Here is a 19,206-nt window from a genome sequence, read left to right on the forward strand (position 1 = left end):
GCGGCGCTCATCCGAGCGTCGCCACCCCGTCATACACGTTGCAGTCGGCGGTCGCGTCGGGGTTTCCGGAATCGTGCTGGTAGACCTGCGACAGATCGCGATTGTCGCGCACGTTGAAGGCGGCTGTGGCGGTTATCTTGTCCGCATGGGTGAAGGCCTGTGAAATCAGCGGCTGATAGTCGTAGACGACCTCGACGAACATCACCGCCTCCCCGTCGAACGCGATGATCTCCTCACCGGGTGGCCCCATGCCGGGGATGGCGCTCATCAGGCCGTCGCCGGCGTGCCCGTAGCTCGAGGTGTGAACCAGTTCGCCCTTGCACCGCTGCCAGTGGATGTACTGCTGGTCGTCGGTTCCCGGAACCACCTCGAGGCTGGAGAGAATCACCCGTCCGTGCTTGTAGAGGTCGAAGTTGCCGGCCTGGACGTGAGCGCCGTAGAGCACGTCGTTGAGGTCGGTCTCGTAGAGCTTGGTTTCGCCGAGCAGCGAGTTCTCGCCCACGCGTGAGGCATTGTCGGCGACCAGCACCGCGATCTGGCTGATGCGCATCTGCACGACCGCGCGATGCGCCGACTCCACACCCCAGAGGCCGGCCGTCATCACCAGCGGTGCGGCGAGCGCGAATTCGGTGAGCGCGGCGCCCGCTGTCGAGCGGCGCAGGCGCGCGACGAGGGCGCGGAACGGCGTCATGCGCAGTTCCGGATCAGCGAAGAGACGGCTTGCTCGCCGTACGGCTGATTACGCAGCACCGTCGTCGCCTGCGTTGTGAACGTGTCCGGCATGCCGACGAAGGCAGTGATGGCGAAGGCGCGCTGGTAGCTAACGGTCACCACGTAGAGCACCGCGTCGCGGGCGCCGCCGAGACCTTCAGCGCCGCGATCCTCGTCCCACGCGCCATTGCCGTTCACATCCTCGAACGGCTCGCCGTCGTTGCACTTGCCGTTACCGTCGACGTCGCTGAAATCCTCAGGCCGGGCGACGTCGGAGAAACGGGCGTAGGCCTTGCGCGAGAAGGTCACCTCCGCGCTGGGCACGATGGCATGGACGGCGTCGATCACCCGCGCGTCGATCTCATCCATCCGCGAATGCGCGCCTTCGATGCCGGAATCGCGCGCCGCCTGCTGGATCGCGCCCTGGAGCTGTGACTGGACGTAGTAGTTGTAGCCCATGTCGAACATGCCGAGCAGCATCAGCAGCAGCACGGGCGCGACCAGCGCGAATTCGACCAGGGTGGCGCCGTCCCGATCGGCGAGGAGGTTGCGCAGCGGCGTCATCGACTCACTCGCAAGTCGCTCATGCTCTCGGCGATCGCGGCGAACGAGGCGTTGAGCTCGGCTGCGTCGGCAGCTTCGAAGTAGCGGCCTTCGCCTGCGCAGTTCTTCATCACGTCGGTCAGCGCGATGCCGAAGCCGATGACCCAGACGGTGACGTTCTTCCTGCGCACTTCACTGCAAGCGAAGGCGAAGCGTCTCTCAACGGTTTCGGCCAGGGAGAGCGGAGAGTCCGGCGACCACCGCCGCTGGTCGAGCGGCTCGAAGCCGTAGCTGGAATAGCTGAGGTCGAGCGGCGCGGTCTCGCCGTCGGTCAGGAAGATCAGATGGCGGCTAGTCACGGAATTGACGGCGTCCGCATTCTCGGCGGCGAACAGGCCGGTCGGAGAGATCAGGCGGCCGCCCCAGATCATTCCGATGTCGTGGTAAGTGCTGCCTTCCGCCCGCAACGTTTCGAGATAGTCCTGCAACTCGTCCGCCGTCATTTCCGACAGCTTGCGCGAAGGCGCGGGGCACGCTGCGGTTTCGAGGCCCACCGGGGAAACATACTCCTCGCCGGTGATCTTTTCGTTGGTCTGGAACTTTCCCTTGCCGTTCCACTGAAGGGCGCGGCCGTAAATGTAGGAGGGGATCATCGGGCGCCACTGCGTCGCCGGGTTGCCGCTGCTCGGAACCCGGTCGAGGTCGAGGTCGAGCGCGCGGCCGAGATCCACCGCGCTGTAATTGCCGATCTCGTAGGTATCGCGCTCTTCGATGCAGCCGTTTGCGATATTCCGCCAATCGGACACGTCGTATTCGATCTGCGCGTATCGCCACTCTTTCTCGCTCGTCAGCGAGGGTTCCTGAACCCTTTTGTAGGTGTCCACATAGTTGTTGTACGTGTGCTGGCGCACGATGCAGGTCGTGTCGTCGAGCACCGTCGAGTAACTCTGGCCGGTGCGCGTTCGGACGTAAGTCCATTCCTTGCGCACGCCCTCTCTCGGCTCGACGACGGGCGTCTCCTCGTATGCCGTCTGCTCCTCCTTCGTGGTCACATTGCTGCCGGGACGGGACGGGCAGTGATAACCATCGAGCTCGGTGAAGCTTGCCTTGTAGGACTCGTACTCGGTGACCTTGACGTCGCCCGAGACTTTCGTCGCACCGGTCGTATAGGTGCGGGTGGTCGGGTTCTTGCGATCGGCGACTTGCTCGCGCGATTGATAGCTCCACGTCCCGGTCACCCATTCGTCGCGCAGCAGATGGCCCACGCGGACGTTGGTCGAATAGGGCACGAAGCCGTAGCGGATGCGCGAACCCGCCTGCGACGCGGCCGCGAGCTGCGCGTGGAAGTTCGCGACCGTCTGCTTCATCGCGTCGAGCCGCGACTGCGCTTCGCCTGGATTGTGCTCTGCCATCGAGCCGGTGACGTCGAGCACCATCATCACGTCGGTATTGGCGAAGTCGATCTGCGCCTCGCACTCGACGCTTACCGGGACAACCGTGAAGTCGAAGATCTGCATGATCGTGGTGGGGACGCTTACAGTGGCCACGCCGGAGATCGCGAGATCCTCCTCCAGCGTCATCACGAAATCGCGGTCCTCGGTGCCGTACGAGCCCGAGCGGAAGTTAATGTTGAAAAAGCGTTGTCCGGTCTCGGCGACGTCAGGCGAGATCTCTCCGGTCACCGCCGCTTGCGCCCCCAGCCGCTTGCGCGCCGCGAGCACGCCGGCATCGCACGCCTGCTGCAACCGGCTCTGGCTGAGGTAGGAGCGCCCCATGTCGATCCCGCCGCCGACCATGGCGAGGATCGGCGCGATCGCTGCGGCGATAATCGCCAGCGTATTGCCCGAGCGATCGCGGCCGAGGCGCGTCAGCATTCCGGCGATGGACCGGCTGGTCGAGGCGAGGCGGTTTCCCACTCGTCGCTGTTATCGCGGCGGGGTAAGATTATCGTGAACGACTGGGGTTAATTTATTGAGATCATTCGTCTCGGGTCAGCAGAAGCTTTCGTCCGCCTCGGGACTTGGATTGAAGATCCCGCTCAGGTCGCGATCGTCACGAACGTACATCGCTGCCGTCTTGTAGATCGTCTGCTCCGGGATCAGCCCGCGGAACACGATCGGCTGATAGTCATAGAAGACCTCGGCATACATGATCGCGAACCTAGGTTCCGCTTGCACCAGGCGCGTGCCGGTGCCCATGCCGGCGAACGAGGTTCCCGTTTCTCCCTCGTCCTCCGTGCCGTAGCGCGATGGATACGATTTGTCTCCGCCACAGCGCTGCCAGTGGATCCACTGACCGCCGTCCTCATTCACTTCGAGGCTTGAGAGCACGACCCGACCATTCGCCTTCAGATCCAGATTGCCACCCTGCAACTGCGCGGCGCGGATCGATTCGTTCGCGTCGAGTTCTCGGAAGCGGGGATTGGCGCCGACCACCTCCTGCTTGGCGCGCGAGGCGTTGTCGGCGAGCGAGATCGCGATCTGATTCACCCGCAGATGCGCCGTCGTGTAGTTGACTAGCTCAAGACCGCCGAGGCCGAGCGTGACCATGATCGGCAGCGAATATGCGAACTCGACCAGCGCCACGCCATCGCGCGCGCGAGCGAGCGCACGAAACTCGCGTATCATCCGGGAACTCAGTCGCGTCACGGACATATGCGCACCGTCTTGCGTTCGGCCTGCTCCCCGAACGGCTGATTGCGCATGACGGTCGTCGCCTGCGCCGTGGTCCGCTGCGACAGACCGATCATCGACCAGAGGGGAAATATCCGGTCGTATCCGACGGTCACTTCGTAGTAGACCACGTCGTCCGCACCGCCGAGACCGTCGGCGCCGATGTCATCATCCCACTGGGCGTTGCCATTCTGATCGGTGAAGCACTCGGTGATGTCGTAGGTGTCGTTGTTGTTGGTGTCGTCGTAGTCCTCCGGCACGCCGACGTCGCTGAACGTGGCGTAGTTGGAGCGCTTGATGGCGATGTCCTCGTCGGGAATGAACGGCATAACGGCCTGGACGCTCGACCGTACGCTTTCGTCGATCGTGGCTTGCGCCGTGCGCCCGCTCTCGAGGCCGGCATCGCGCCCTGCGTCCTGCACGGCGCCCTGCAGAACCGACTGCATGTAGAGCCCATGACCGAGGTCGAGCACTCCGAAGATCAGCGTTAGCAACACCGGCGCCACGATCGCGAACTCGACGATCGTAACGCCGGCGGTGTCACGGCCCAGGGTGCGCAAGCAGGTCACTCCCCGAGCCTCAGGTCGGCCACTTGCGAAGCGATGTAGCGGAACGTGGCGCGGAGTTCGTCGGAGTCGTTGGAATAAAACGCGCGGTGGCCGGTCGCGCAGTCCTTCATCTGCTGGGTCAGAGATGAGCCGAAACCGATCACCCAGACGGTGTAGCCCTCGTCCTTGATCGCGTTGCATGCCGCCACGAACCGAGCGTTGTGGTAGGGGATGAGGCCGGTCCGACTGGTATAACGCGGGGCGACGCGGTTGTCGTATTTCTCGAAACCATAAGCCGAATAATATTCGGTTTCAGGAGCCATCTCGCCGTCGGTCATGAAGATGATGTGACGGCTGACCGACCGATCCGGTTCGTCATTCACTGTGGTTGCGAAGATGCCGTTGGGGCTCGCAAGACGACCTCCCCAAATCATCCCTATGTCGTGATAGGTGCCACCTACAGGATTGAGATCGTCGAGATAATCATCGAGCCATTCCGGCACGACATTGGGCGTAAGGTCCACTTCTTCAAAGATTCGCATGGGCGCCGGGCAATAATTGGTCGTGCTCGACAGATTCGAGGACGTGTCTCGTCCGTCGTAATACTCATTATAATGACCATTGTAATAACCGGCCCGATTGAATACTGCCCGGGGAAAGTAGGGTTTCCAGCGCGTTGGGTCACTGTCGGGCGCCGAGTTGATGTCGAGGTCCGTAGCCCCGGAAGGGACAGGGTCCATGTCCAGTTCCGCTACGGTCTGACGTTCTTCGATGCAGCCGCCCCACGTATAATCCTGCGTATAGACCTTTACTTTGCCAGTAAGCAGGGCGAGCGTCCGGATATCGTATTCACCCCGGTTCTCGATGTAGGCGCGGTCTCGATATCTTTTCTGGTCGTCGTCCCAGTAACCAGTATCGATTTCATTTACGAAGGTGACAGGGGTAAAGTTCTTCAGTGCGGATACGTCGATTTCCGCTGGTCCGTAGTGCCAATTGGAAAACTCATAAACGGTCTTGCCGTTCACTGTCTTCGCCCGCTGGAATACTGCCGTGCGGGACTGATACTGCACCGTGTTGGCGATATAGTCCTTCGGCATATCGCCGTTCACGAGCAGCCGCTTCGCGTTCACCGTCATGCTGTAGGGTACGAAGCCGTACCGCACTCGCACGTCGTCGTCGGTCACCGACGAGGCGATCGTTTTATGGAAGTCTTTCACTGCGTCGCGCAGGCCCTGAATGCGGGTGCCGGCCATGGATCCGGTCGTATCCAGCACGAACATCACGTCGGTGTTGGTAATCTGCAGCTCGGCCATGCAGCCGACGGAGAACGAAAGCTCGTTGGTGCCGAACAGCTTCATCAGCACGGTCGGGATCGTGGCAGTGGCGGTGCCGTAGACGTCACCGTCGGTGCCGGCACGGGTATCGAACGCGACTTCCTCTGCGTCGACGATCGCGGAATCGAAATTGGCGTCGAACATGCGCGACGCCTTCGCCTTTTCCGAGGTTTCGAAGAGACCGGACTTGGCCATCGCGCGCCGGCCCGCGAGCACGCCGGCGTCACAGGCGTTCTGTAACTGCGTCTTGGTCAGATAGCCGCGACTGGCGTCGATCCCGCCGCCGACGACCGCGAGCAGGGGAACGAGCGATGCCGCGAAGATCGGCAGGGTGTTACCCCTCCGATCGCGCCAGAGCGCCGCAAGCGATTTGGCGATGCCGATACCCCTCATGGAACGTCCAAAGTTGTTCACCTCGCCCCTAGGGAAGTGGCATTAAGAAACTCCAAATGAGGACCCTTTCCGATCCGGCGTGGCGCGCGCGACCCGATCGGTGCTATCGGCAGCCGCCTCGATGGATGCCGATCTCCTCCCCTTGCCGCAGCGGCTGGCGCTGAACTATGCCCCCGTGCACCTGCGCGCGTCGACGGCTGCGCTGTTCGCTCTCGACGCGCGTCTGGGCGAGCTTGTTGCGAAGGCCAACGAACCGCTGCTGGCGCAGCTACGGTTGGCCTGGTGGCGGGATGAACTGAGCAAAGCGCCTGCGGATCGGGCGAAAGGCGATCCCATACTCGATGCGATCGGCGAGACCTGGGCGGGAGAGGAACGCGCGCTTGTCCGGTTGGTCGATGGATGGGAGCAGCTCGTCGGTGAAGCGCCGTTGCCCATGCCAGCGGTCGAGAGTTTCGCGAACGGCCGCGCGGGTGCATTCGCCGCGCTCGCCCGTCTCGCGGGTCACCCGGCCGCGGAAGAGCGCGCGCAGCACGCGGGAAGGATCTGGGCGCTTGCCGATTTCGCCGCTCGGGTGAGCAACGCGGAGGAACGCCGGACGGCGCTAGCCCTGGCGGGTGCGGGCGGGCACCGCTTTCCGCCTTTGCCGCGCGTCCTGCGGCCTCTGGCGGTGCTGCGGGGCCTGGCAGACCGCTCTCTCTCCCGGGGTGGGGCGCCGCTCGTCGCGCGGCGGCGCGATATTCTTGCCGCGCTGCGCCTTGGCATGATCGGCCGGTAGCCTATTATCTCCCCGGTTTGCAGGGGGAGAATGGACGATGAACCGGCTTGTGCTGGGAGCTGTTAGCGCCTTGATCCTTGCCGGGATCGGCATGTTCTGGTGGCAGGGAAGGGCGGAAGTCGAAAACGGCGCTCCGCCGCCCTTGCTGGAAACGGCAGAACCCGGGGACGAGGCGCTGCCGCACGCCGATCCCGGAACGATGAGCGGTCCTGAACCACCCGAAGCGACCGAGCTGACGCGCGAGCAGCGCCGCTTCTTCCGCTACGACCGCAACCGGGATCTCAAGATCACCCGCAACGAGATGCTGTCGACGCGAAGCGACGGCTTCAGGAGTCTCGACAAGGACGGCAACAACCTCCTCACGTTCGAAGAGTGGGCCGTCACGACGGCGGAACGCTTCGAAGGCGCCGATGCGGACGGAAACAGCGAACTCACGCCCGCGGAGTTTGCGACGACCGCCCCGAAACGCGAGCCGAAGCCAGCCTGCGCGTGCTAGCGGCCTACGCCGGGACCAGCGGCGCGGCACTCTCCAGCCATTGGCCGAAATCGGCCTTCGCACGGCTCGTGTAGGCTTCCTTGCGCGACTTCTTCTTCACGTCGTGGAGCGGAGGGAAGAGCCCGAAGTTGACGTTCATGGGCTGGAACGTCTCCGCCTCCGCATCACCGGTGATGTGCGCGAGGAGCGCGCCCATCGCGGTGGTGCGTGGTGGCGGAGTCCATTCCGTGCCAGCTAACTCGGCTGCGGTCATCAGTCCGGCCGTGATCCCGACCGCCGAGCTTTCGACATAGCCCTCGCAGCCCGTGATCTGCCCTGCGAAGCGGATGTGCTCGCCGCCCCTGAGGCGCAGTTGCCGGTCGAGCACCAGCGGCGAGTTGAGAAAAGTGTTCCGGTGCAGCCCGCCCAGGCGCGCGAACTCCGCGTTCTCGAGTCCAGGGATCGTGCGGAAGAGCTCGACCTGCGCGCCGTGCTTCAGCTTCGTCTGAAAACCGACCATGTTCCACAGGGTGCCGAGCTTGTTGTCCTGGCGAAGCTGCACCACGGCATAGGGCCAGCGTCCTTGCGGAAACTCGGGGGTTGCGTCGCGCGGGTTGTCGAGACCGACCGGCTTCATAGGGCCATAGCGCAGCGTGTCGACACCGCGGGCAGCCATGACCTCGATCGGCATGCAGCCTTCGAAATAGGGGGTATCGGCCTCCCACTCCTTGAAGGCGGTCTTCTCCCCGTCGAGCAGCCCCTGATGGAAGGCGAGGTACTGCTCCCGGGTCATCGGACAATTGATGTAATCGTTCCCGTCCCCCTTGTTCCAGCGGCTCTGAAACCAGCACACGTCCATGTCGATCGAGTCGCGGTGGACGATCGGTGCGATCGCATCGAAGAAGGCGAGCCGGTCCTGCCCCGTTGCCCGGACGATACTTTCCGCCAGCGCCTGCGCGGTGAGCGGCCCCGTCGCGACCACAGTGAGGCCGGAAGCGGGCAGTTCGTCGATCCGCTCGCGCACGATCGTTATATTCGGATGCTCGGTGAGCGCGCGTTGGACTTCGGCCGAAAACACATCCCGATCGACCGCCATGGCCGAGCCCGCGGGCACGCGCGCGATCTCGCCTGCGCGCATCACCAGCGAATCGAGGCGCCGCATCTCGTGGTGCAGGAGGCCGACCGCATTGCGCTCGTCGTCGTCGGAACGAAAGCTGTTCGAGCAGACGAGTTCTGCAAGACCGTCGGTCTGGTGCGCGGGCGTCATGTCCCCGCTGCCGCGCATCTCCGACAGGCGCACGCGGAAGCCGCGCTGTGCGAGTTGCCAGGCGGCTTCGCTCCCTGCGAGGCCGCCGCCGATGATGTGGACGTCATGGGTCATCGCGCGCACCTAGGGTCCGGACTCATAAGGTGCAATGGTCGGGGAGGGCCCGCTGCGGGATGGAGCTCTTCGCGCTTGCCTGCCACAGGCTTCGAGTCCAAGTACGCGCGCCTAGGGGGACGGAAACGATGCCGAAGCGCGCACTACTTGAACACAGACCGTGGCTGCTTGCCGCGATCGCGGCGGCGACGGTCTATTTCTTCGTCCGCGGATGGCCGCTCGGCGAGCTGTGGCTGATCCTGCTCAAGGGCGCGAGCGTGGGTTTCCTCGCGGTCTACGCCTGGCAGCGTCACGCGAGCGCCGAGGGCCGGCTCCTAGCGCTCGTCATGGCACTGTCGGCGCTCGGCGACATGCTGCTGGAACTCGACTTCATCTGGGGCGGGGCGGCCTTCTTCGCCTCGCACCTTGCGGCCATGACTCTCTACCTGCGCAATAGGCGGGAAGCACCGGAGACCAGCCAGAAGGCGCTCGCGGTCGCGCTGCTGATCGGCACGCCGCTGATCTCCTGGTTGTTCACGCGCGATGCCGGCATTGCACTCTATGCGCTGGGGCTTGGCGGCATGGCCGCCTGTGCATGGATGAGCCGCTTCCCGCGCTACCGGGTCGGCTTTGGCGCGATCCTGTTCGTCATCTCGGACTGGCTGATCTTCGCGCGCATGGGGCCGCTCGCGTCCAGCGCGCTGCCGGGGCTGCTGGTCTGGCCGGCCTATTTCGCCGGCCAGTTCCTGATCGCCACCGGCGTGATCAAGACGCTGCGTCGCAACGTCTAGAGGCGGGCGCCCGGCAGCGTCATTCGCTGCCGGACTCGCCTTCGATGTCGTCGTCCGACTGCGGAGTCGTGTCGGGCACGGTTTCCGCGCTGCCACGAGCGGCCATTTCCTCGACGATCGCCTCCTCGGCCTCATTCTCGGGATCGGGCTCCTCGTCGAGCCGCACGGCGCTGACGATCTGCTCACCATCCGCAACCTTGAACAGCCGCACGCCGGCCGAGCCGCGCCCGATCACGCGCAGGCTGTCGAGCCCGATGCGAATGAGCTTGGCCTGATCGGTCACCAGCATGAGCTGATCGCGCTGGGTGGCGTTGAAGCTCGCCACCACCGGGCCGTTGCGTTCGACATTGTCGATGTTGAGAATGCCCTGGCCGCCACGCCCGATACGGCGATACTCGTAGGCCGAGGACAGCTTGCCGTAGCCGTTGGCACAGACGGTGAGGATGAACTGTTCCCGATCGGCCAGTTCGTCGAAACGCTCGCGGGCGAGGGTGGGTTCGCCGTCCTTCTCGCCCTTCCACGGTGCATACCTGAGGTACTGATCCCGTTCTTCCGAGTCGGTGCCGACGCGGTGCAGGATAGAGAGCGAGACGACTTCGTCGCCGTCCTTCAGGTTCATGCCGCGAACGCCGGTAGACGTACGGCTCGTGAACTCGCGCACATCGTCGCCGGCGAAGCGGATCGCCTTGCCGTTGCGGCTGGCGAGCAGCACGTCGTCGTTCACGTCGAGCAGCGCGACGCCGATCAGGCGGTCCTCGCTGCCTTCGTCGAACTTCATCGCGTACTTGCCGTTCGAGGGAATGTTGGTGAACGCATCCATCGAGTTGCGGCGCACATTACCCTTGGCGGTGGCGAACACGACCGAGAGAGCGCCCCAGGAGTCCTCATCTTCCGGCAGCGGGAGGACGGTGCGGATCGTCTCGCCTTCGTCGAGTGCCGGGAGCAGGTTGACGATCGGCCGCCCGCGCGTGGCGGGCCCGCCTTCAGGCAGCTTCCACACCTTGAGGCGGTAGACCTTGCCCGCGGTGGAGAAGAACAGCACCGGGTTGTGAGTGGAGGTGACGAACATCTCCATCACCGCATCCTCGTCCTTCGTCGCCATGCCGGCGCGGCCCTTGCCGCCGCGGTTCTGCGCGCGGAAGGTGGAGAGGGGGGTGCGCTTGATGTAGCCATCGAGCGTGACCGTCACGACCATCTCATCGCGTTCGATCAGGTCCTCGTCGTCGATGCCATCCCATGCGGGCGCGATCTCGGACATACGCGGGGTGGCGTAGAGTTCGCGGATTTCGGTCAGTTCATCGCGCATCACGCCGTAGAGCTTCACCCGGTCGGCGAGAATCGAGAGATACTCCTCGATCGCGACCGACAGTTCCTTGAGCTCGTCGCCGATCTCGTCGCGGCCGAGCGCGGTGAGGCGGTGGAGGCGCAAGTCCAGAATCGCCTTCACCTGGCGTTCTGACAGGCGGTAGGTGCCGCCCTGCTGCTCGGCATCGGGTTCGATCGCTTCGACAAGACGGATATACTGCGCGATATCGCCGATCGGCCATTCCTTGCCGAGCAGCTTGGCGCGCGCGTCGGCCGGATTGGACGATCCGCGGATCATCGCCACGACCTCGTCGAGATTGGAGACCGCCACCACCAGACCGAGCAAGATATGCGCCCGTTCGCGCGCCTTGTTCAGCTCGAACTTCGTGCGGCGGGTGATGACCTGTTCACGGAAGGTGATGAAGGCCTGGATGAAGTCGCGCAGGTTGAGGACTTCGGGCCGTCCGCCGCGGATCGCGAGCATATTCGCCGGGAAGCTGGCCTGCGCCGGGGTATGGCGCCAGATCTGGTTGAGGACGACTTCGGCCGTCGCGTCGCGCTTGAGATCGACCACGACGCGCACGCCTTCACGGCTCGATTCGTCGCGAATGTCCGCGATTCCCTCGATCCGCTTTTCCTTGGCCGCATCGGCGATCTTCTCGACCAGGCCGGCCTTGCCGACCTGATAGGGGATCGAAGTCAGCACGATCGACTGGCGATCGCCGCGTGAAGTCTCGATCGAATGGCGGCAGCGCATCAGGATCGAGCCGCGCCCGGTGGTATAGGCGGCTTTGGCGCCCGACTGGCCGAGGATCAGCGGCGCAGTGGGGAAGTCCGGCCCGGGGATGATCTCGAACAGTTCTTCGGTGCTGATGCCCGGGTTTTCGATGTAGGCCAGGCAGCCGTCGATCACTTCGCCGAGGTTGTGCGGCGGGATATTGGTCGCCATGCCGACCGCGATACCGCCGGCACCGTTGACCAGCAGGTTGGGGAAGCGGGCTGGGAGGACGGTCGGCTCCTGCCGCGAACCGTCGTAGTTGTCGGCAAAATCGACCGTATCCTTGTCGAGATCGTCGAGCAGGCTGTTGGCGACTTTCGCCAGACGCGCCTCGGTGTATCGCATCGAGGCTGGCGGATCCGGGTCCATCGAGCCGAAGTTGCCCTGGCCGTCGACCAGCGGCACGCGCATCGACCACGGCTGCGTCATGCGCGCGAGCGCATCGTAGATCGCGGAATCGCCGTGCGGGTGGTAGTTACCCATCACGTCGCCGACGATCTTGGCGCTCTTGCGGTACGGACGCCCGGCGACGAAACCGCCTTCCTGGCTGGCGAAGAGAATCCGGCGATGGACGGGCTTGAGGCCGTCGCGCACATCGGGCAGCGCGCGGCTCACGATCACGCTCATCGCGTAATCGAGGTAGCTCGTCTTCATTTCGTCGACAATGTCGACCCGATCGAAGTCGTCCGCGGGAACGGGCGGTGCAAGAGTATCGGTATCGTCGCTCAAGGGACTTCTTTTCTTTTCGTTCTGTTACGTGGGATCCGTGGGCGAGCCTAGGCGAGAAGCCCGGGAATCGCCACCTGAACAGGCGCAAGATGGGCGTTCGGAGCGGCTTTTTCCACACTTCCGGCGACTCGTGCCGCACGTCGGTTCGAATGAGGCATTCAAAGCCCGTTCAGCACGGTTCCCCTACATTCGATTGCAATATGCAACACGAGGCGGCACTAGCGCCGGCCTCAATGTTTCTCAGCCTAAATGGCGCCTGTTTTATCAATGGGAGATACCCAGATGCTGTCATTCGCCCGCGATCCGAAAGCGCGTACCAAGCGGTTCGGCTCACACCTTGCTCTCGCCGTCGCGCTCGTTTCGGGCGGGGCATTCGGCACTCTCGCTCTGGAAGCTCCGGCGCACGCTCAGAAGGACGAGGAGAAGCAGGCAAAGGCGGATTATTCCAAGGGCTTCATCGAGGTGTATCAGCCGTTGGGCAAGCGCCTCGAGGCCCAGGAAGATCCGGCGGCGTTGAAGGCCGAAATTCCGGCCCTGCTGGCCGCTGCGCAGACCCCTGACGACAAGCTCGTCGCAGGTCAGGCGATCTACACGATCGGCGCGCGCAGCGAGGACACGGCGCTCCAGCGCCAGGGCGTCGAAATGATGCTCGAGAGCGGCAAGGTCTCCGGTGCCGATCAGGGCCGTATGGCCTTCGCCGCGGGGCAGCTTGCCTACCAGGCCGAGGATTGGACTGCTGCGCGTACCCGCTTCGAACAGGCGGTTGCCGGTGGTTTCGAGACCGCGAACGCTCAGGGACTGATCGCCGAGACTTACTTCTCGGAAGGCAACCATGCGGCGGGCCTCGACTTCCTCATGCAGGCCATCACCGCGCAGGAACAGGCCGGGCAGCCTGTCGAGGAGAACTGGATCCAGCGTGGCTTCGCGATCGCCTACAACAATCAGCTTCCCGAGCAGGCGACGGCGTTCAGCAGACTCTATGTCACGCATTATCCGTCGAGCGACGTGTGGGGCGACGCGATTGCCGTGCAGCGCAGCTTCTACAACTACGACGATCAGGCGCTGCTGGACCTGATGCGCCTCGCCGAGCGCACCGACAGCCTGCGGAGCGAGCGTGACTATGTCGACTACATCGCCGCAGCCGACCCGCGCCGTCTGCCGGCCGAAGTCGGGCGTATCGTCGATGCCGGGCTCGCTGCGAACATGCTGAAGCAGGGCGACGTCCTCGTGACCGAAGCGAAGTCGACGGCGCAGGCACAAGCCGCGTCCGCGCGGGCCGACCTGGTCGAACTCGAAAGCGATGCGCGCGCTTCCGGCGCGAATGCGCTTCTCGCGGCAGCGGCGGGCGACATGTATCTGAACTTCGAAGAGCCTGCTAAGGCGGAGGAGATGTATCAGCTCGCTCTGACGCGGCCCGACGTCGATACCGCCCGAGTGCTGACCCGTCTCGGCATCGCCCAGATCGATCAGGGCAAGTCCGCGGAAGCCAAGGCTACCTTCGACAAGATCGAAGGGACCCGTGCACCGATCGCAGACCTGTGGGCTCTCTATGCCACCAAGCAGACCGCTGGCGCCGCGCCGGCGGCACCTGCCGCTCCTGCACCGGCCCAGTAATTCTGGCGATTGAAGAAGCGAAAGGCGCGGGTTTCGGCCCGCGCCTTTTTTTGCGCGCTCTCAGCGCAGCCGCTTGATCCAGATATGCCCGCCGTCACGCCGTTCGATGGCGAAGTTGGGGATGGTTTCGATCATGTCGATCAACCGGGCAAAACCGTAGTTGCGCGTGTCGAAGCTGGAGCGGTTGCCGGCGAGCTGCCCGACTTCGGAGAGCTTGGCATAGCCGTTCTCGTCGCGCTTGCTGGCATTGTACGCGTCGAACAGGAGCTGCAGGAGCTCCTGATCGAGCTTGTCGTTCTTGCCGTTGACTCGCTCTTCCTTCTCAGCTCGGATCAGCGCTTCGACATCGATGAAGCGCGTGCAGGCCTGGCGGAAAGCCTCGGGCGTCTTGGGGCTGCCGAAGCCGTAGACAGGATAGCCATCCTGCCGGATGCGCATTGCGAGCGGCATGAAGTCGCTGTCCGAACTCATGATGCCGAAGCCGTGCACGCGGCCGCGATACATCAAATCCATCGCATCGATGGTCATCTTCATATCGGTCGCGTTCTTGCCGCGGGTGAGATCGAACTGCTGCTGCGGTTCGATGCCATATCGGTGGACGAGATCGGCCCAGCTCTTGAGCGCAGGCTTGCGCCAGTTGCCGTAGGCGCGGCGGATGTTCACCTGTCCGAGCTCCGCCAGAACGGTCAGCACCGGATCGATGCCGGCGGGGCTCGCGTTGTCGGAGTCGATCAGGAGAGCGATGTTGCGTTGCAGCTCTTCGGCCATGTGCGGCTACATGCCGGGCCGAGCGAGGCGTGACAAGCGCCTTAGTCGGCGGGGTTGAACTCGCCCGTCTGCTCGTCGAGCAGGTGGAGTATGCCGTCCGAAATCGCGAAGAAGGCGCCGTGCAGCTTGAGCGCGCCTTTGCCTTCTTTCGCCTGGACGCACGGGAAGGTGCGCAGGTTGTCGAGACTGACCTTGACCGCGGCATGCTCCAGCGCCCGCTCCGCTTCACGCCCTTCGGTGCCAAGCTCGGCCGCGATCGGATCGCGCACTTCGTCCAGCATGGCCATCCAATTGGCGATGAAGCCGCCCTCGCCGGGTTGGGTGCCGCGCAGGTCCTGCGTCAGTGCCGCCTTGCAGCCGCCACAGAAGCCGTGTCCCATCACGACGATCTCGCGGACGTTGAGGAACTGTACGGCGAATTCCAGCGCCGCCGAGACGCCGTGGTTGCCGGGCGTGGTCTCGAACGGCGGGACCATGGCCGCGACGTTGCGCACGACGAAGATTTCGCCGGGCGCGGCATCGAAGATCTGCATCGGGTCGGCGCGGCTGTCGGAGCAGGCGATGACCATGACCTGCGGCGACTGTCCCTCGGCAAGCTCACTCCACCGCTCGCGCTGTGCAGACCAGGCGTTCTTGCGGAAGTTGCGGTAACCGTCGATCAGTTCTGCAAAGCTCTTCATGCTCGCCCCATGCAGCGCCGGGAAAGGGCTGGCAAGACCGCAATGCGACGACTAGATGAGCCGCATGAACGATCTCTCCAGCGCACCCGTACCTGAAAGCCCGCGCCCCGAAAGGCAGCGCAAGCCCGACTGGATCCGGGTCAAGGCGCCCGTCAGCAAGGGCTATCACGAGACGCGCCAGTTGATGCGCGAACTCAATCTCAACACGGTGTGCGAGGAAGCGGCCTGTCCGAATATCGGCGAGTGCTGGACCAAGAAGCACGCGACGGTGATGATCCTGGGCGACGTGTGCACCCGCGCCTGCGCGTTCTGCAACGTCAAGACGGGCATGCCGCGCATGGTCGATCCGATGGAGCCGGAGAACGTCGCCATTGCAGCAGGCAAGATGGGCCTGCAGCACATCGTGATTACCAGCGTCGATCGCGACGACCTGCCGGACGGCGGGGCAGGGCAGTTCGTCAAGGTCATAAAGGCGCTCCGCCGGGAAACGCCCGAGACGACGATCGAGATTCTCACTCCGGACTTCCGCGGCAAGATGCGTGCGGCGGTCGAGGCGATTTGTGATGCTGGGCCGGACGTTTACAACCATAACCTCGAAACCGTGCCACGCCTCTATCCGACGATCCGGCCCGGCGCCCGCTATTATGCGTCGCTGCGCCTGCTCGAAGAGGTGAAGGCTCACGATCCGCTGATCTTTACCAAGTCGGGCATCATGCTCGGACTCGGCGAGCAGCGGCTCGAGGTGCACCAGGTGATGGACGACATGCGCAGCGCCGACGTCGATTTCATCACCATGGGCCAGTATCTCCAGCCCACGCCGCGGCACGCCAAAGTCGAGGAGTTCGTGACGCCCAAGGCCTTCGCCGCCTACGGCTCGATCGCGCGTGCCAAGGGCTTCCTGCAAGTTGCGGCAAGCCCGCTCACGCGTTCGAGCTATCATGCGGGCGACGACTTCGCCGAGATGAAAGCCGCGCGCGAGGCGAAACTGGCGAAGGTGGCTCAGGCGTAAATCTGCATCTGCCGACGAGTATCTAGAAGACGAGCATGCCCGGAATACGCGAGACACGACACGTTCCCTACAGCGCCGAGCAGATGTTCGACCTCGTCGCCGACGTGGGCCACTACAAGGAATTCCTGCCCTGGGTGATCGCGACCCGGGTCCGTGCGAACAGCGAGACCGAGATGGTCGCCGACATGGTGGTCGGCTTCAAGAGCTTCCGCGAGAGCTTCACCTCGAAGGTTACCAAGCGCCGGCCGGAGATGATCGATGTGATCTACGTCGATGGACCGCTGCGCGATCTCGACAACGAGTGGCACTTCACCGATCTGCCCGAAGGGGGGTGCCGGGTCGATTTCGCGGTCGAATTCACCTTCAAGAACCGCGTGTTCGAGGCTCTGGCGGGCCAGTATTTCGACCGCGCCTTCCGCAAGATGGTCGCCGCGTTCGAAGCCCGCGCGGAAGAGCTTTACGGCAGCAGCAGCTCGAGCGCGCAGAGCGTCGCCTGACGACGAACCTCGGCTCGCCCGACATTGCCGAAGTTCCGCAGTTCGCCTTCGGGATCGCCGGTCTCGCCCCTTACGACGCGGGCGAACACGACCGTCCCGACCGGCTTGAGATCCGAGCCGCCGTCCGGCCCCGCCACTCCGCTGATCGCAACGGCGACGTCCGCCTGGCTGCGCTCGAGCGCGCCCTGGGCCATTGCCCAGACGCAGGCGATCGAGACCGCACCGAACGTCTCGATGATCTCGTTCGATACGCCGAGCAGCTCGAACTTTGCCTCGTTCGAGTACGTGACGAAGCCGCGGTCGAGAACTTTCGACGAACCCGGGATTTCTGTCAGCGCCGCCGTGACGAGACCGCCGGTGCAGCTTTCGGCGAGCGCAACGCGGCGGCTGGCCGCGAGGTTCTCTTCCACGGCTCGGCGAGCGAGTTCCTCGATGTCGTCGGAGAGGAGCGCGCTTGCCATGTTATTCGCCCGCTGCGCCGGCGATGTCCGAGCCGCTATCGCGCCGCTCCGCCATCTCGACCATGAAGCCGATTAGTCCGGCGATATTGTCGGCGGGCAGCGGATCGATCAACTCGAGCCCGCGCTCGACATCGACACACTGCGCAGGCTTGATCTCGGTCGCGACCATCTGTTGCAACAGGGCGGTGACGAAAGGCTTGAGCGCGTCGTCGGGCATCTGGGCCAGCATCACGCTGTCCATGCCCTGATCGTCGCCCAGCGTGGACAGCGCGGCCTTCGCGGCAGGCCAGTGCGCATCGGCGCCGTCCGCGAACTTCGCAACCAGGCGATCGGCGTTCTGCGCGACATAGCCGTCCGGCGAGAGCTGCGCGGAGCAGGTCGCCCGGTACCCGGCGAACAGCGCAGGTAGGCCGAAGCGGACCGCGCCTTCGATTTCCGGGCCGCTTGGTTCGGCCTGCGCGTTCGCCGGCACGGCCAGGAACATGAGCGCAAGCGGCGTGAGGGCGGTGCATGCCAGGGTGGCTTTCATGGGATCCGTTCAATCCTTTCCGACCAGTGTCGCGATCGCCTGGGCGGCGATGCCTTCGCCGCGGCCTGTAAGGCCGAGTCCCTCGGTGGTCGTAGCCTTCACGCTAACCGCGCCGAGGTCGATCGCCAAGAGCTCCGCTATGCGCGCCCTCATCGCATTCCGGTGCGGACCGATCTTCGGCGCCTCGCAGATGATGGTGAGATCGACATTGGCGATCCGGAAGCCTGCGGTGTCGACGAGTGCGGCCGCATGCTCCACGAAGTGCGCCGAACGCGCCCCCTTCCACTTGGGGTCACTCGGCGGGAAGTGGGCACCGATATCCCCGTCACCGATCGCGCCGAGCAGCGCGTCGACCAACGCATGGAGCGCGACGTCTGCATCGCTGTGGCCCGCCAGTCCCTTGTCGTGCGGCACGAGCACGCCGCCGAGCCACAGCTCCTCACCCGCGGCAAGGCGGTGCACGTCGAAGCCCATGCCGGTGCGGATGGCGCTGGGTTGGGACACGAAATCCTCCGCGAATGTCAGCTTCCTGAGCGCTTCGTCCCCTTCGACGAGCGCGACGATCCCCCCCGCGGCGCGCAGGACCTGCGCATCGTCGCCAGCTGTCGGCTCGCCGGACCATGCACGATGCGCAGCCAGAATGTCGGCGAACCGGAACGCTTGCGGGGTCTGGACACGGCGCAGCGCCTCGCGGTCGGCCGCGGTACCCATCGTGCCGCGGTCGTCGAATGCGAGACTGTCGACTACGGGAAGGACCGGAATTGCGCCTGGTTGGTCAGAGAGCGCCGCCAGTAGTCGTGCAATCACCGGGCGGGCGAGGGCGGGGCGGGCAGCGTCATGGATCAGCACGAGTTCGGGCTCACCCGATTCTAGCGTCTCTAGGGCGTTTCGCACGGAGCTCTGCCGGGTTGCGCCGCCGGTTACCAGTTCCACCGCGGCGAGGCCTGTCAGCGCCTCACTAGCGATCGTCTCTGCGCCTTCCGGAATGGCGACGAGCACTTTCTGCGCCCCCGCTTCGATCAAAGCCTCGACAGAGTGGCGCACGACCGGCTTGCCGCGCCACGGGGCGAATTGCTTGGGAACGGGCTGTCCAGCGCGCAGCCCTTTGCCCGCGGCGACGACCACCGCGGCGAAGGGGGGCAGGGGCGGGCTGTCCGGCATCGCAGCCGCGGCTAGCCGCTTGCGCGAAGGCGGGCAATCCACTATGCGCTGCCCAAATTTTAGGCACGCCTTT

At 64.5% G+C, this 19,206-nt stretch carries 19 protein-coding genes; 6 read left to right on the forward strand and 13 right to left on the reverse strand.

From position 1 onward, the window contains the following. Nucleotides 1-7: 7 nt before the first annotated feature. The 6 genes from JNO53_RS01065 to JNO53_RS01090 form a co-directional block, all read right to left on the reverse strand. Nucleotides 8-691: a TadE/TadG family type IV pilus assembly protein gene (locus JNO53_RS01065; RefSeq protein WP_203106942.1), complete on the reverse strand. Its 684-nt coding sequence runs from the start codon at nucleotides 689-691 to the stop codon at nucleotides 8-10. Then, nucleotides 688-1,275, reverse strand: a complete 588-nt coding sequence (locus tag JNO53_RS01070) for a TadE family protein (RefSeq protein ID WP_203106943.1) — start codon at nucleotides 1,273-1,275, stop codon at nucleotides 688-690. Before JNO53_RS01070 ends, JNO53_RS01065 begins: the two co-directional genes overlap by 4 nt. Then, nucleotides 1,272-3,170 carry a pilus assembly protein TadG-related protein gene (locus tag JNO53_RS01075; protein WP_203106945.1) on the reverse strand — a complete coding sequence of 633 codons (1,899 nt, stop codon included), beginning with the start codon at nucleotides 3,168-3,170 and terminating at the stop codon, nucleotides 1,272-1,274. Before JNO53_RS01075 ends, JNO53_RS01070 begins: the two co-directional genes overlap by 4 nt. A gap of 75 nt (nucleotides 3,171-3,245) precedes the next feature. Next, entirely contained in the window at nucleotides 3,246-3,839 is a 594-nt protein-coding gene (locus tag JNO53_RS01080) for a pilus assembly protein (protein ID WP_203106946.1), read from the reverse strand. Nucleotides 3,840-3,898: 59 nt separating this feature from the next. After that, a complete protein-coding gene (locus JNO53_RS01085; protein ID WP_203106947.1) occupies nucleotides 3,899-4,486 on the reverse strand; it encodes a TadE/TadG family type IV pilus assembly protein in 588 nt (195 codons plus the stop codon). A 5-nt stretch (nucleotides 4,487-4,491) separates the two neighbouring features. Then, nucleotides 4,492-6,201 (reverse strand): TadE/TadG family type IV pilus assembly protein, encoded by a 1,710-nt coding sequence (locus JNO53_RS01090; protein WP_203106948.1) that lies wholly within the window; start codon nucleotides 6,199-6,201, stop codon nucleotides 4,492-4,494. A gap of 121 nt (nucleotides 6,202-6,322) precedes the next feature. On the opposite strand from JNO53_RS01090, the gene JNO53_RS01095 reads away from it, so the two are divergent. Then, nucleotides 6,323-6,976, forward strand: a complete 654-nt coding sequence (locus tag JNO53_RS01095) for a squalene/phytoene synthase family protein (protein WP_203106955.1) — start codon at nucleotides 6,323-6,325, stop codon at nucleotides 6,974-6,976. A 37-nt stretch (nucleotides 6,977-7,013) separates the two neighbouring features. Next, complete coding sequence (locus JNO53_RS01100) at nucleotides 7,014-7,472, forward strand: hypothetical protein (RefSeq protein ID WP_203106957.1); 459 nt, start codon at nucleotides 7,014-7,016, stop codon at nucleotides 7,470-7,472. Nucleotides 7,473-7,476: 4 nt separating this feature from the next. Here JNO53_RS01100 and trmFO read toward each other — a convergent pair whose 3' ends face one another. After that, nucleotides 7,477-8,832, reverse strand: coding sequence for a methylenetetrahydrofolate--tRNA-(uracil(54)-C(5))-methyltransferase (FADH(2)-oxidizing) TrmFO (trmFO, locus tag JNO53_RS01105; protein ID WP_203106959.1), 1,356 nt, complete (start codon nucleotides 8,830-8,832; stop codon nucleotides 7,477-7,479). A 128-nt stretch (nucleotides 8,833-8,960) separates the two neighbouring features. On the opposite strand from trmFO, the gene JNO53_RS01110 reads away from it, so the two are divergent. Next, entirely contained in the window at nucleotides 8,961-9,602 is a 642-nt protein-coding gene (locus tag JNO53_RS01110) for a lysoplasmalogenase family protein (protein ID WP_203106961.1), read from the forward strand. A gap of 19 nt (nucleotides 9,603-9,621) precedes the next feature. Here the strand turns inward: JNO53_RS01110 and gyrA are convergent, their stop codons facing one another. Continuing rightward, nucleotides 9,622-12,414 carry a DNA gyrase subunit A gene (gene gyrA, locus JNO53_RS01115; protein WP_203106963.1) on the reverse strand — a complete coding sequence of 931 codons (2,793 nt, stop codon included), beginning with the start codon at nucleotides 12,412-12,414 and terminating at the stop codon, nucleotides 9,622-9,624. A 282-nt stretch (nucleotides 12,415-12,696) separates the two neighbouring features. On the opposite strand from gyrA, the gene JNO53_RS01120 reads away from it, so the two are divergent. Next, complete coding sequence (locus JNO53_RS01120; protein WP_203106966.1) at nucleotides 12,697-14,028, forward strand: hypothetical protein; 1,332 nt, start codon at nucleotides 12,697-12,699, stop codon at nucleotides 14,026-14,028. Between the two features lie 60 nt (nucleotides 14,029-14,088). Here JNO53_RS01120 and JNO53_RS01125 read toward each other — a convergent pair whose 3' ends face one another. Together JNO53_RS01125 and JNO53_RS01130 are read right to left on the reverse strand one after the other, a co-directional pair. Then, complete coding sequence (locus JNO53_RS01125) at nucleotides 14,089-14,796, reverse strand: NYN domain-containing protein (protein WP_203106968.1); 708 nt, start codon at nucleotides 14,794-14,796, stop codon at nucleotides 14,089-14,091. Nucleotides 14,797-14,837: 41 nt separating this feature from the next. Then, nucleotides 14,838-15,476, reverse strand: a complete 639-nt coding sequence (locus JNO53_RS01130; protein WP_203106970.1) for a carbonic anhydrase — start codon at nucleotides 15,474-15,476, stop codon at nucleotides 14,838-14,840. A gap of 55 nt (nucleotides 15,477-15,531) precedes the next feature. Here JNO53_RS01130 and lipA point away from each other — a divergent pair, with 55 nt between their 5' ends. Together lipA and JNO53_RS01140 are read left to right on the forward strand one after the other, a co-directional pair. Continuing rightward, entirely contained in the window at nucleotides 15,532-16,485 is a 954-nt protein-coding gene (lipA, locus tag JNO53_RS01135) for a lipoyl synthase (protein WP_203106972.1), read from the forward strand. A 35-nt stretch (nucleotides 16,486-16,520) separates the two neighbouring features. Continuing rightward, nucleotides 16,521-16,982, forward strand: coding sequence for a type II toxin-antitoxin system RatA family toxin (locus JNO53_RS01140; protein ID WP_203106974.1), 462 nt, complete (start codon nucleotides 16,521-16,523; stop codon nucleotides 16,980-16,982). Here JNO53_RS01140 and JNO53_RS01145 read toward each other — a convergent pair. Genes JNO53_RS01145 through JNO53_RS01155 form a run of 3 tightly spaced genes read right to left on the reverse strand, consistent with a single transcriptional unit; the run spans nucleotide 16,943 to nucleotide 19,133 of the window. Then, nucleotides 16,943-17,443, reverse strand: coding sequence for a CinA family protein (locus JNO53_RS01145; protein ID WP_203106976.1), 501 nt, complete (start codon nucleotides 17,441-17,443; stop codon nucleotides 16,943-16,945). The two genes, JNO53_RS01140 and JNO53_RS01145, sit on opposite strands and share 40 nt — an antisense overlap. A gap of 1 nt (nucleotide 17,444) precedes the next feature. Continuing rightward, nucleotides 17,445-17,972 carry a hypothetical protein gene (locus JNO53_RS01150; protein ID WP_203106978.1) on the reverse strand — a complete coding sequence of 176 codons (528 nt, stop codon included), beginning with the start codon at nucleotides 17,970-17,972 and terminating at the stop codon, nucleotides 17,445-17,447. 9 nt (nucleotides 17,973-17,981) lie between these two features. Then, nucleotides 17,982-19,133, reverse strand: coding sequence for a bifunctional 2-C-methyl-D-erythritol 4-phosphate cytidylyltransferase/2-C-methyl-D-erythritol 2,4-cyclodiphosphate synthase (locus tag JNO53_RS01155; protein ID WP_203106980.1), 1,152 nt, complete (start codon nucleotides 19,131-19,133; stop codon nucleotides 17,982-17,984). Nucleotides 19,134-19,206: the final 73 nt, after the last annotated feature.

The sequence above is a fragment of the Altererythrobacter sp. C41 genome (genome assembly GCF_016803135.1).
Taxonomy (GTDB): Bacteria; Pseudomonadota; Alphaproteobacteria; order Sphingomonadales; family Sphingomonadaceae; genus Pelagerythrobacter.

Excerpts from the sequence above, each read along its gene's own strand:
- JNO53_RS01065 (WP_203106942.1), bottom strand. The coding sequence starts at position 691 with ATGACGCCGTTCCGCGCCCTCGTCGCGCGCCTGCGCCGCTCGACAGCG.
- JNO53_RS01070 (WP_203106943.1), bottom strand. The coding sequence starts at position 1,275 with ATGACGCCGCTGCGCAACCTCCTCGCCGATCGGGACGGCGCCACCCTG.
- JNO53_RS01090 (WP_203106948.1), bottom strand. The coding sequence starts at position 6,201 with ATGAGGGGTATCGGCATCGCCAAATCGCTTGCGGCGCTCTGGCGCGAT.
- JNO53_RS01095 (WP_203106955.1), top strand. The coding sequence starts at position 6,323 with ATGGATGCCGATCTCCTCCCCTTGCCGCAGCGGCTGGCGCTGAACTAT.
- JNO53_RS01100 (WP_203106957.1), top strand. The coding sequence starts at position 7,014 with ATGAACCGGCTTGTGCTGGGAGCTGTTAGCGCCTTGATCCTTGCCGGG.
- trmFO (WP_203106959.1), bottom strand. The coding sequence starts at position 8,832 with ATGACCCATGACGTCCACATCATCGGCGGCGGCCTCGCAGGGAGCGAA.
- JNO53_RS01110 (WP_203106961.1), top strand. The coding sequence starts at position 8,961 with ATGCCGAAGCGCGCACTACTTGAACACAGACCGTGGCTGCTTGCCGCG.
- JNO53_RS01120 (WP_203106966.1), top strand. The coding sequence starts at position 12,697 with ATGCTGTCATTCGCCCGCGATCCGAAAGCGCGTACCAAGCGGTTCGGC.
- JNO53_RS01125 (WP_203106968.1), bottom strand. The coding sequence starts at position 14,796 with ATGGCCGAAGAGCTGCAACGCAACATCGCTCTCCTGATCGACTCCGAC.
- JNO53_RS01130 (WP_203106970.1), bottom strand. The coding sequence starts at position 15,476 with ATGAAGAGCTTTGCAGAACTGATCGACGGTTACCGCAACTTCCGCAAG.
- lipA (WP_203106972.1), top strand. The coding sequence starts at position 15,532 with ATGAGCCGCATGAACGATCTCTCCAGCGCACCCGTACCTGAAAGCCCG.
- JNO53_RS01140 (WP_203106974.1), top strand. The coding sequence starts at position 16,521 with ATGCCCGGAATACGCGAGACACGACACGTTCCCTACAGCGCCGAGCAG.
- JNO53_RS01145 (WP_203106976.1), bottom strand. The coding sequence starts at position 17,443 with ATGGCAAGCGCGCTCCTCTCCGACGACATCGAGGAACTCGCTCGCCGA.
- JNO53_RS01150 (WP_203106978.1), bottom strand. The coding sequence starts at position 17,972 with ATGAAAGCCACCCTGGCATGCACCGCCCTCACGCCGCTTGCGCTCATG.
- JNO53_RS01155 (WP_203106980.1), bottom strand. The coding sequence starts at position 19,133 with ATGCCGGACAGCCCGCCCCTGCCCCCCTTCGCCGCGGTGGTCGTCGCC.